The organism is Synechococcus sp. BA-124 BA4 (assembly GCF_034931165.1).
On sequence record NZ_JAYGIA010000075.1, the window covers coordinates 19,565 to 30,874 of the forward strand.

11 protein-coding genes and 1 pseudogene are annotated in these 11,310 nt (G+C 68.5%); 2 read left to right on the forward strand and 10 right to left on the reverse strand.

All coding sequences use genetic code 11. The features are described 5' to 3' along the window. Positions 1–31: 31 nt before the first annotated feature. The 6 genes from gshA to VB734_RS09885 all read right to left on the reverse strand — a co-directional run bounded on the left by gshA (position 32) and on the right by VB734_RS09885 (position 7,159). A complete protein-coding gene (gene gshA / locus VB734_RS09860) occupies positions 32–1,186 on the reverse strand; it encodes a glutamate--cysteine ligase (protein ID WP_197162174.1) in 1,155 nt (384 codons plus the stop codon). Continuing rightward, on the reverse strand, positions 1,183–2,706 hold the full coding sequence (locus VB734_RS09865; protein ID WP_197162176.1) for an anthranilate synthase component I family protein: 1,524 nt from the start codon (positions 2,704–2,706) through the stop codon (positions 1,183–1,185). The genes gshA and VB734_RS09865 overlap by 4 nt, the downstream gene beginning before the upstream one ends. A 133-nt stretch (positions 2,707–2,839) precedes the next feature. Then, complete coding sequence (locus tag VB734_RS09870) at positions 2,840–3,271, reverse strand: photosystem I reaction center subunit II PsaD (protein ID WP_197162178.1); 432 nt, start codon at positions 3,269–3,271, stop codon at positions 2,840–2,842. A 116-nt stretch (positions 3,272–3,387) separates the two neighbouring features. Further along, positions 3,388–4,779: a HAMP domain-containing sensor histidine kinase gene (locus tag VB734_RS09875; RefSeq protein ID WP_322782328.1), complete on the reverse strand. Its 1,392-nt coding sequence runs from the start codon at positions 4,777–4,779 to the stop codon at positions 3,388–3,390. After that, on the reverse strand, positions 4,773–6,047 hold the full coding sequence (gene rodA / locus VB734_RS09880; protein ID WP_197162182.1) for a rod shape-determining protein RodA: 1,275 nt from the start codon (positions 6,045–6,047) through the stop codon (positions 4,773–4,775). The genes VB734_RS09875 and rodA overlap by 7 nt, the downstream gene beginning before the upstream one ends. A gap of 5 nt (positions 6,048–6,052) precedes the next feature. Further along, positions 6,053–7,159 (reverse strand): Mrp/NBP35 family ATP-binding protein, encoded by a 1,107-nt coding sequence (locus VB734_RS09885; RefSeq protein WP_197162184.1) that lies wholly within the window; start codon positions 7,157–7,159, stop codon positions 6,053–6,055. A gap of 154 nt (positions 7,160–7,313) precedes the next feature. On the opposite strand from VB734_RS09885, the gene hemF reads away from it, so the two are divergent. Continuing rightward, on the forward strand, positions 7,314–8,378 hold the full coding sequence (gene hemF, locus VB734_RS09890) for an oxygen-dependent coproporphyrinogen oxidase (RefSeq protein WP_322782642.1): 1,065 nt from the start codon (positions 7,314–7,316) through the stop codon (positions 8,376–8,378). Positions 8,379–8,418: 40 nt separating this feature from the next. Here hemF and VB734_RS09895 read toward each other — a convergent pair whose 3' ends face one another. After that, the gene (locus VB734_RS09895; RefSeq protein ID WP_197162186.1) at positions 8,419–9,252 is read right to left on the reverse strand and encodes a dehydrogenase; all 834 of its coding nucleotides are present in this window, start codon (positions 9,250–9,252) and stop codon (positions 8,419–8,421) included. A 10-nt stretch (positions 9,253–9,262) separates the two neighbouring features. Next, complete coding sequence (locus VB734_RS09900; protein WP_197167408.1) at positions 9,263–9,817, reverse strand: cofactor assembly of complex C subunit B; 555 nt, start codon at positions 9,815–9,817, stop codon at positions 9,263–9,265. Between the two features lie 83 nt (positions 9,818–9,900). On the opposite strand from VB734_RS09900, the gene VB734_RS09905 reads away from it, so the two are divergent. After that, positions 9,901–10,563: a ribonuclease D gene (locus VB734_RS09905; protein ID WP_231594568.1), complete on the forward strand. Its 663-nt coding sequence runs from the start codon at positions 9,901–9,903 to the stop codon at positions 10,561–10,563. 28 nt (positions 10,564–10,591) lie between these two features. Here the strand turns inward: VB734_RS09905 and VB734_RS09910 are convergent, their stop codons facing one another. Together VB734_RS09910 and VB734_RS09915 are read right to left on the reverse strand one after the other, a co-directional pair. Further along, positions 10,592–10,849 carry a hypothetical protein gene (locus tag VB734_RS09910; protein ID WP_197162189.1) on the reverse strand — a complete coding sequence of 86 codons (258 nt, stop codon included), beginning with the start codon at positions 10,847–10,849 and terminating at the stop codon, positions 10,592–10,594. Positions 10,850–10,880: 31 nt separating this feature from the next. Beyond that, a pseudogene (locus VB734_RS09915) lies at positions 10,881–11,310 on the reverse strand (sugar synthetase); the annotation flags it as partial.

The window sequence follows — 11,310 nt, forward strand, 5'->3', positions numbered from 1 at the left end:
GGAGCCGGCGCAGGCGAGGAAGGCTCCATGATCATCCCAAAGGGTGAGAAGCCGCTGTGTTGCGTGGTGCCGGTTCCACTTCGGCCAGCTGCATGGCTGTGGCTCCATCGGCCAGGATCTCGCGCAGCGGCACTCCGGCGTCATGCCGCTCCAGCCAGCGCATCGCCTCATTGCCCTCGCGCAGGATGGTGTGCATCGGCTCCAGCCAGGAGCTCAGGCCTAGTCTGGAGGCGAGCGGCGCCATGTCGTCCAGCTCCCGCTGAATCCAGACACCGGCTTCGATCTCCTCTCCCGTACGCCAGTCGCTGAGCGTGGCCCTCAGGCTCCTTCGGGCAGCGGCGCGGTCGTTGCTGTCGGCCAGCTCGGCGAGCTGATCCGGCCCCAGCCGGCTGGCTCGCAGTGGATCGTGGGTCTGGGGATCCTCCAGCAGCTGCAGCAGGCGCAGCTCCGCGAAGACCGTCAGGGCCAGAAGCTGACGGGGCTGGCTGATCAGGTCACAGATCCGGATCTCGAGCCGGTTCAGGTCGTGGGGCCGGTTCTCCCCGTTGGGCCGCACGGAGGTCCAGAGATGGCGGACGTTGCGCATGGCCCCGGCCGCCAGCTGGGCATCCATCCAGTGGATGTAGTGCTGATGATCGAGAAACAGCGGCACGGTCGGCGGGGTGAGCGGGAACTGCAGCCAGCGCTGGGAGTGTGCGCCGGTGGCGACCCCATCGAGGAATGGTGAACTGGCACTCAGCGCCAGCAGCAGAGCGCCTTCGCAGCGCAACAGCCTGCAGCCGGCGAACAGGGCACCCATCTCGGTGAGCCCGAGGTTGATGTGCACGCTGGCGGTCACCACCCGGGTCCCATAGGTGGTCTCGATGAAGCCGTGATACGGGTTCGAAGGGTCGGAGCGCTCGAAGCGGCGGCTGTCCCCCAGGCTGAGGGTGCTCCCCGGGAGCAGGGTCAGCTGCCGCTCGCCCAGCCAGCGGCGCAGGCGTCGCCTCGGCTCCAGCAGCAGCTCCAGCTGGTGGGCATAGTCGGCATCCGGTGGAGTGATGTATTCCAGGTTGCGATGGTCCGGTTCGGTGACGAACCCCTCCAGCTGGGCCGCGGCCTGCTCCGCCACTCCAACCACGGTGCCATCGGCCCGGCCGGTGAACAGCTCCACCTCGAAGCCCTTGAGCAACAGTTGATCGCTCATGTGCCGCTCCCCTGCAGGCAGGCCAGGGCCTTGAGCAGTCCACGGGCCTTGTTGAGAGTTTCCTGGTATTCCGCGGCCGGCTGGGAGTCGGCCACCAGGCCCGCGCCCGCCTGCACCTGCACCCGCCAGCCCCCCTCTCCGTCGGGAAGCACCACCATGGTGCGGATCGTGATGGCGGTGTTGAGAGCGCCGGCCAGATCCACCGCCCCGTAGACACCGGAGTAGGGGCCTCGGGCATCCGGCTCATGCTCATGGATCAGCTGCATCGCCCGGATCTTGGGCGCGCCGCTGACCGTGCCGGCGGGGAAGGAGGCCTTGAGCAGATCCCAGACGTCGTGGCTGGAATCGAGCAGGCCCTCCACCTGGCTGACGATGTGCATCACATGGGAATAGCGCTCGACCACCATCAGTTCGGTCACCTCGACGCTGCCTGGACGGCAGACCCGGCCCAGGTCATTGCGGCCCAGATCCACCAGCATCACGTGTTCGGCACGCTCCTTGGGGTCGGCCAGCAGCTCCCGCTCCAGGGCCAGGTCGCTGACTTCATCGGATCCGCGTGGGCGGGTGCCGGCGATCGGACGCAGGGAGGCCCGGATACCGCCGGCCACCGGCTCCGCCTTGACCATCACCTCGGGGCTGGAGCCGATCAGATACCAGCCACCGAAGTTGAAGAAGGCCATGTAGGGCGAGGGGTTGACCATCCGCAGGCTGCGGTACAGCTCGAAGGGATCCCGTTGGATGCGGGTTTCCAGGCGCTGGCTGAGCACCAGCTGGAACACATCACCGGCGGCGATGTGTTCCCGGGCCGCCACCACCGCGGCTTCGAAATCGGCCTGGGTGCGGTTGCTGCGGGTCTCCAGGTCCACGCTGGGCTCAGCGTCCCAGCGCAGGGGGGTGACGCCGGCCGGCAGCGGGCCGTGCATGCGGTCCTCCAGCGACTGGATCCGGGCACAGGCCTCGGCATAGGCACTGAGGGGATCGGCATCGCCACTGAGGTCGGCGTAGGCCACGGCTGTGATCTGGCGCTTCACCTGGTCGAACACCAGGAGGCTGTCGGCCAGCATCCAGCAGCCGTCCGGCGGGCCTTCCGGGTCGCTGGGGTGGACGGGGACGCTTGGCTCGATCCAGCGGATCAGTTCGTAGCCCCAGAAGCCGAAGAGCTGTCCAAGGGGCGGCAGGCCGGGAATGGTGCTGGGCCGAAGCGAGGCCAGGCAGCCGGCCAGCAGCTCGAAGGGGTTGCCCCGCAACTGGGCCTGACGGCCATCGCGCCAGCATTGAACGCCGTCTTCGCCGCGCACCGTGAGGGTCCAGGCCGGATCAGCCACCACGAAGCTCCAGCGCCCCAGGCGCTCGCCCCCCTCCACAGACTCCAGCAGCACGCCATGGTGGCTGTCGGCACCCACCTTCAGCCAGGTGGTGAGCGGGGTTTCCAGATCAGCGGGCCAGCGCTTCCAGAGGGGGACGTAGGTGCTGCCGTCCGCCGCCTGGGCGAGGAACGCGTCGCGATCGGGTAAGGGCATCACGGCAACGGGCAGGCAAAAAAAACGGGGCACCCGGCCCCGCCTTTCTAAAGGTTGGAGGAATCAGGCCCAGGAGCTGATTCCCTCAGAGGATTCCAGGCTGGTCCCAGGTGCGACTCCCGGGAGCTGAACCTCAGGAATCGAAGGTGTTGCGTCCGGAGAACTTGAGGGTGGATGGATCGGGGTTCTGGCCGATGCTGCGGGGGTTGTGGCCCACGATCGGACGGCCTTCGTTCACTTTCTCGGGGAATACACCATCTTTCGGGTGCAGGTATTCGGTGTCACCGCCAGGGAAGATGCGGTAGATCTTGTAATCCTCGATCCGGGGCTTGAACTTGGTGCGCAGCTGGGTGCCGAGCGCAAGGCACTGCTCCTTCCGGGAGAAGTACATGATGTTCTCGCCTTCGTTCATCTCTGCAGCTCCACCGGTGGGAAGCTCGAACACCTGATCCTTGCCACTGGTCCAGGTGATGGCGTACTTCTCCTCGGTTTCGGCGGAGTTGAGCAGACCGCCCGTGCTGCCGATGGACTTGGGAAGTTGACCGCTCAGCGCCGTTGCTGTCATGGCTGTTGGGGATGGTGAGTCGGCGGACCCATCAGTGAGTCGGCGGACCATGTCGGCTGGAAGCTAGCACTGCAATCTGGGGGGGCCTCCCTGGCGGAGAGCTCTCTTCACACCCGTCAACAAACGTCCCCGTCGGCGCCTGTGTTGTGGCCCGCCACAGGAAAGAAAACCGTCAGTCCCTGACCGGCCCGTTCCGTGAAACGCCCCCCCAGACTGTGGAACAGGCGCTGGGTGGCCTGGCGGCTCAACTGAAGGCTGCCCGTGAGCGGATTCCAGCGCAGCACGGGGCCCACATCGGCGGCGGTGTCGTCCTCGGGGGTGCTGGGGAGCGCCGTTTCCCTTCCGGGCGGGTTGGTGCAGCGCAGTTGCAGTTTCAGGCGCGACCCTGCCGGCTGCAGCCGGATCAGCACCGTGCTGCCCGAAGGGAGGCTGCGGATGAAGCGATCCACCAGGCCGCCCAGCATCGTTTCGAGCCGGTTCGGGTCGCTCAGCACCGCCGGCAGCTGAGCGCTGATCTCCAGCTGCAGCTTCAGACCCCGGCGTTCCAGCTGTCGTTGCCAGAGGTCCTCAAATCCCTGCAGCAGCTGGGCCAGGTCGGTGCGGGCCAGGGTCTGGCGTGGCCTTGGCTGCCGCTGGAGCTCGGCCGCATGGAAGATCAGGCCGAAGCGGTCGATCTGTTCGCTGCATTCCCCGTCGATCTGCTCCAGCCGCTGACGGACCACCGCCGGGAGGTCAGCGCGCCGCAGCAGCGAACGGATCAGTGTGCGGATCGTCGCCAGGGGGGTGCGCACCTCGTGGGTGAGGGCCTCGAGCAGGGCCAGTTCGCCGCTGCTCTCCGCCTGGTCGCCCTCATGGCCGTGAATCAGGGGCTGCAGGGTCAGGCTCGGGGCCATCGCCGCCAGTCGCTCCGCCAGCTTCGGCCAGAACTGCAGTGCCATGCTCTCCTCGCTGCGCAGTGGACCGAGCGCCTGCAGGGCCTGGCGCAGGCGCAGGGCGGCCTGGGGGGCGGTGGCCTGCAGGCGCTCATCCACCAGAGCCAGCGTTTCCGAGAGGGTGGTGGGATCGAATCGCAGCACCAGCTGCCGCTGCTGTGGACTGCCCTCCAGGGTCATGGCCAGCTGCAGCCTGGGTGTGATCAGCACCAGCAGGGGGTCGGTGCCGTCCTCAGGCTCCAGCGCCAGACGTTCGAAGGGGCTGGTGCGGCCTGGGGCCTCGTCAGTGTCGGCTGTGCCCGTACCAGGCAGCAGGGGGCCTGAGGGGCTGAGGCCACCGGCGATCTGCGGAGGCGCCCAGACCCAGCCCTGCAGTGGCTCCAGCAGCTCCGGCTCGTAGAGCGCCGGCAGTGGCGAGGCCAGCCAGACCCCCCGCAGTGGCTGCAGAGGCGGCAGGAAGTCATCCTGAAGGGTGGCCAGAGCTGCCCACCACTGCCGTCTTGCGGTGTCTTCATCGCTCCGGCCTGCCGGGACCCCCTCGGCCAGCCGAGCTCTCAGGACGGCCAGGCTCACCATCGCCGCTGGGGCGGGCGGCCGTGGCGGGACACCGAGGCGCACAGCCCCAGGGAGATGAAGTTCACGAGCATCGCCGAGCGGCCGTAGCTCAGCCAGGGCAGCGGAATGCCTGTGATCGGCCCCAGTCCGATGGTCATGTTGATGTTCACCACCACCTGGAACATCAGCATCGCGCCGATGCCCACCACCACGAGCGATTCGTAATCCGTGCGGGCCCGTCCGGCGATCTGGAGCAGGCGCCACATCAGCACCACGAAGCCCACCACCACCAGGGTGGTGCCGATGAAGCCGGTTTCCTCTCCCAGAGCGCTGAAGATGAAATCCGTGTGCTGCTCGGGAATGAAGCGCAGCAAGGTGAGATGGCCCTGCATCAGGCCGGTGCCCCAGAGCCCACCCGAGCCGATCCCCACCGTGCTCTGCAGCAGGTGATACCCCCCGCCGAGAGGATCCTGGGAGGGGTCGAGAAACATGGTCAGGCGGGCTCGCTGGTGGTCCTTGAGGCCGTGGGACCAGAGCCAGGGAGTGCCCAAAGCGAAGACGCCCTGAATGGCCAGGGTCAAGGACGTGGCCAGGGCCTTCCAGGGCAGGGAACGCCAGGCGATCAGTCCCATGGCCGGAATCCAGGCCACCAGGGCCCAGGGGATGGTGCCCGCCAGGATGGCGGTGAACAGTGGCGACAGCAGGAGCATCAGCCAGGCTCCAGGCATGCCCGACCAGAACATCATCACCAGCAGGACGGCCCCGAACACGAGCGAGGTGCCCAGGTCGGGCTGCACGAACACCAGCAGCCAGGGCACGCTGATCATCGCCACGGGCCGGATCAGGTCCACCGGTCGCTCCACAGGATGGCGGGCGAGCACACCCGCCAGCAGCAGGATGGCCGCCACCTTGGCGAACTCGGAGGGCTGCACGTTGAAGCCGGCGATGTTGATCCAGCTCTGGGCGCCGAGTGCGCTGACCCCCACCACCCGTACCGCCACCAGGCTCGCCACCATGACCCCGTAGATCAGCCAGCGGAACGGCTGGTACCGCTCCAGCGGGATCCGGGCCAGCACCAGGGCGAGGCCCATCCCCACAGCCGCGGTGATCCAGTGCTGATACCAGACGGCATAAGGGGCCTGGCGCTGGGTGCTGGCGATCAGAATCCCAGCCACCACCACCATCGCCAGGGGGATGCCCCAGAGCACCAGATCCACCCCTTCGAGCGGGCGCCGCCTGGCCGGCCGCGCCGCCGAGAACATGCTGCGCCGGCTGCCCAGCAAGGCCATTGCGATCAGGTTGTGGCCAGGGTGAGGCTGCTGATGCGCTGGGCCAGGGTCTGGAAGGCGCGGGCCGTGGCGGACTCCGGTCTGGCGATCACCACCGGGCAGCCCTGGTCCCCCCCATCGACCACCGCCATCTCCAGGGGCAGCTCGGCCAGCAGGGGCACTCCGGCCTCGGCCGCCAGGGTGGCCCCGCCGCCACTGCCGAAGATGGCGTAACTGGCGTCAGGCCGGTCGGGGGGGATGAAGATGCTCATGTTCTCGACCACGCCCAGCACAGGAACCCCCATCTGCAGGAACATCGCCAGGCCACGGCGGGCGTCCTGCAGCGACACCCGCTGGGGGGTGGTGACGATCACCACGCCAGCCATCGGGACCGCCTGGGCCAGGGTGAGCTGGGCATCACCGGTGCCGGGGGGCAGGTCCACCACCAGCACGTCTCGCTCACCCCAGTCGGCCTGGTACAGGAACTGGCGGATGATGCCGTTGAGCATCGGCCCCCGCCAGACCACAGGCTGGTTCTCCTGGATCAGCAGCCCCATCGACACCATGCCGATGCCGCAGGTCTCGATCGGCACCAGCACCTGCTCATTGCCGCTGCCGCGCACTTCGGGGGTGCGATCGGCCACCCCGAGCATGGTCGGGGCATTCGGGCCGTAAATGTCGGCGTCGAGCAGTCCCACCCGCAGGCCGCTCTGGGCCAGGGCGCAGGCCAGGTTCACCGCCACGGTGCTCTTGCCCACGCCGCCCTTGCCGCTGCTCACGGCGATGATCCGACCCACGCCGGGGATGCCCTGGCGCTCGGGCAGGTTGCCGCCGCCACCGGGACCGTGCCCCGCACCGCCGATCGGTGATCCCTCGGACCTGCCGCCACCGCTGGGCTGGGCCAGCTCGATCTGCACATCGTTGATGCTCTCCAGGGCCATCAGCGCCTCGCGGGCTTCGGCGGCGATCCGCTCCCGCTGGCTGGTGGCGTAGCCCGGAAGCGCCAGGCTGAAGACCACGCGGCTCCCCTGGGGACGCACCTGCTGGATCCAGCCCAGTTCGAGCAGACTTCGTCCCGTGCCCGCGTCGCAGAGGGGCTCGAGGGCGGCGAGAGCCTGTTCAGCTGTGGCCATCCGTGGGTGCCGGCATCAGGGTCGATCCTAGGGGCCACCCCCATGACAGAGGCTCTCGAGGGGTTGTGCGCCGGTTCGACGGGCTGGAATGGTGGAGAGGTTTCGAGCGTCCGGCGGGGCGTGATCGTCAGTGGCGGAGCAGGGACAGACGGGCGTGGCCGACGGGGAGAAGGGCCCGGGGGGAGCCCGGCTCCTGGAGCATCCTCCGGCCGACTCCCGCGCCCGTGCCCGCAACCTGCTGATGGGTCTCCAGGACAGCATCTGCGCCGGCCTGCAGGCCCTTGATGGCGAAGGGGTGTTCCAAGAGGAGAGCTGGGAGCGGCCGGAGGGGGGAGGCGGCCGCTCGCGGGTGATGAAGGCCGGCCGGATCTTCGAGCAGGGCGGGGTGAATTTCTCCGAGGTGGAGGGCGATCAGCTGCCCCCCTCGATCCTCAGCCAGCGGCCTGAGGCCGCCGGCCAGCGCTGGTTTGCCACAGGCACGTCGATGGTGCTCCATCCCCGCAACCCTTATGTGCCCACGGTGCACCTCAACTACCGCTATTTCGAGGCGGGGCCGGTCTGGTGGTTCGGCGGCGGCGCCGATCTCACCCCTTACTACCCCTTCCTGGTGGATACCCGCCACTTTCACAGCAGCCTGCAGGGGGCCTGTGACAGCGTCGATCCTGCGCTGTATCCCGTCTTCAAGCCCTGGTGCGATGAATACTTCTTTCTGAAGCACCGGAGTGAAACCCGGGGTGTCGGCGGCATCTTCTACGACTACCAGGATCCTGCCGGAGCGCTCTACAAAGGTCAGGACCCCGGCGGCCCGGCCGCGGCCGTGGCGGCTGCCACAGGCGCGGTGCCCCGCACCTGGGAGCAGCTGTTTCAGCTGGCAGGCGCTTGCGGCAATGCCTTTCTGCCCAGCTATGTGCCCATCGTGGAGAAGCGCCATGGCATCGCCTACGGGGAGCGGGAGCGCCAGTTCCAGCTCTACCGCCGTGGCCGCTATGTCGAGTTCAATCTGGTGTTTGATCGCGGCACGATCTTCGGTCTGCAGACCAACGGCCGCACCGAGTCGATCCTGATGTCGCTGCCGCCGCTGGTGCGCTGGGAGTACGGCTACAGCCCCGAGCCCGGCAGCCGCGAAGCCCTGGTCACCGAGGTGTTCACCAAGCCCCAGGACTGGTTCGGGGATGCAGCCCTGGAGGAGATCTGCCGATCCCGGGGTGCGTTCGACTGACTACTCCCGGATCCCCTGCCTGAGAATGCCGTCCCGTTGCTCAGGGGAGCGTTGCGGGAGGGCCCAGGGAGGTGGCCGGCAGTTGTCCTGTTCGGGGGCTGACTCCCTGTTCCAGGGCCAGCACTACCCGCTCGGCGATGGCGTTGAGTGCGGCATCCCGGCTGCCTGGATCCCTCAGGGCCGATTCCAGTGGACTCTCCAGCTTGCCGATCTCGAGGATGGCGATGCCCCGGCGAGGTGCGCCCAGCCCGCCGCGGAACTGAACAGGGAAGGCGCCGAAGGAGGCGGCCAGACTTTCGTCGAGGAGGCTCGGGGCCTGGTGCAGCGGCGGAATCAGTCCCGAGCCGAAGCCGTCAGGTCCATAGGCGTCGTAGTGGATCTCCATGGCATACCCTCCCCGGCGCACATGCTCCCTGCCAACGCTCCAGTTGGTGCGGGGGTCATCGCCGTCGGCGATGCTGCGCTGGGCCGGCACATAGAGGCTGATCGGCAACCCGCGCTGGCGTCCGAGCATCACCACCCTCTCGGCGGTGAGCAGATTCCAGTACAGCTCATCGCGGATGCCGGCCAGCATCGGCTGGGCTCCGAAGCGATCCACCGCTTCACCGCTGGTGCCTGATCCGGCCATGCCCTGGGAATCGGCGTGGCCGGCCATCACCAGGATCGGTGTGCCCGGTGCCAGCGATCGGCGGCCGATCCAGTCCTTGTTGAGTGGCGTGCGGGGCCCGGTGAGTGGATCGATGGCGAGCCTCGCCGGGGCCTCGGCGGTGCTGCCCAGCACAAGCACCAGGCCCAGCCCCAGCAGAGCCCAGCCCAGGGGGCGCGGGCGCGTCGAGGACCGTTGTGAAGATGGGCTGTTGATACGGTGCGCCATGGTCTCAGGTTCAGATGGGGGAACTCAGCAGGGTTCCGTCACTGGCCAGTTGCAGGCGGGGCCCGAGTTCGAGTTCCAGGGCGATCAGCTCGTCGCGGTGGGCCCGCAGCCGCAGCTGACTGAGGGGAGCGTCATCGTCGCTGATCAGACGCAGTTCCACCAGTTCCTGGCGGGCTGCTCTCCGCCGGTAGATCAGCCCGGCGAGCGGCCCGAGCAGGGCCAGCAGCAGTGGCCACCAGCCCAGCACCGGCAGCAGCTGGCGCAGCACCAGGCCCAGACAGGCCGCCCCGACCGTTCCCAGAAACGAGAGCAGCAGTGCCAGGCTGCCACTGGCTCCCACCTGGCCGCGGAAGCGCAGGACCCGCCGCTCGGGATCCCCTGCCTCCGCCTGCCAGCCCCGCTGCCTCAACCACTGGCTGAGGCCGTCAAGCACCTCCAGGGCCGGCCGCGGTGACTGCACATCCACCACCGTGGTGCGGTCCTTGCTGGCGGCGCGCAGGAAGAACACCAGGCCGATGGCCAGCAGCAGGGTGAGCAGGAGGGTGGAGCCCAGGGCGGGGGACAGGGGCAACGGCACGCGGGCGATCCAGGGCGGAAGCGCCCCATTCTCCCCCTTTCGGCACGATGGCGTTGGTTGCTCCTGCGCACATGCCCCCGGCCCTTGCCTCAACCCCCCATCGTTTTGCAGTGTTCGAGGGGGATCTCGACGCCGAATGGCTCAGCCTGCTGGCCCAGGCTCCGGCCCTGGCGGTCGACACCGAGGCGATGGGGCTGGTCCATGGACGCGACCGTCTCTGCCTGGTGCAGATCGCCGACCACCTCGACAACGTCTGCTGCATCCGCATTGCCCGGGGCCAGCAGGAGGCGCCGCGTCTGCGCGAACTGATGGAGAGTCCTGCGATCGAGAAGGTGTTCCACTTCGCCCGCTTCGATCTGGCGGCTCTGGGGGAAGGCCTCGGCATCGCCGTGGCGCCCCTGTTCTGCACCAAGGTGGCCAGCCGCCTGGCCCGCACCTACAGCTCCCGTCACGGACTCAAGGAGGTGGTGCAGGAGTTGGTGGGGGTGGAACTCGACAAGCAGTCGCAGAGCAGCGATTGGGGGCGGGTTGAAGACCTGGGCGAGGCCCAGCTGGTGTATGCCGCCAACGATGTCCGCTACCTGCTGGCCGCTCGTCACGCATTGGCCGCCATCCTCGAGCGGGAGGAGCGCCTTGATCTGGCCCGCCGCTGCTTCGCCTGTCTGCCGGTGTTTGCCGATCTCGACCGCAGTCGTTTCGGCTCGGTGTTCGAGCATTCCTCGCAGTCCCGCTGACGGTCCAGGCGATCAGTGATGCCGAGGATCAGTCCTCGACCATGAAGCCGCTTTCGTCGTCTTCGGCGACCAGAAGCGCATCCAGCAGCTGACCCTGGGCCCTGGCCCCCCCCTGGGCCTCCTGGATCATGCGTTCAGCGATGGTGATGCGTTCGCCTGGCGCCCGGGTCCCTTCCCGGGCAGCCTGCTGGTCGACCCGGCGCCGGGCTGCGGCGATGCTCACCCCCAGCAGGGTGGCCAGCTGACCGGTGACGGTGGCGTAGGCCCGGTCGATCGGTGCTGGCATCGGGGACGCGCCTGAGTGAGGAGAAGCCCCATCATCCCTGGGACGGGGCCAGCAGCTGCCGGTCCACCAGGGCCGCCAGCCGCTCGCTGCCGCCTGGGTGCCCCATCCGTCGCCGGCCGATGGCCCCCAGGTGCTGGCGGAGCTGGGCATCCCCCAGCAGTCGCTCCAGTTCGACGGCCATGGCCTGCGTTGAGGTGCAGGTCCGCACCGCTCCCCCGAGCAAGCGGCTCTGGCGCCGCGCAAACCCGCGCTTGAACTGCGGACCCGGCCCCGGCAGTGAGAGCACGGGCACCCCGAGACCGACCAGTTGCTCGGTGGCGGTGCCCGCAGTGGCCAGGCCCACCTCCCCCCAGCCGGCCCAACGATCGAAGCAGCCAGTCCCCAGCAGCAGCAGCCGCTGCTGGAGCTGCCAGGCCGAGCTGCCGCCGCAACCCTCCGGCAGGGCCACCTCGCGGTAGCCC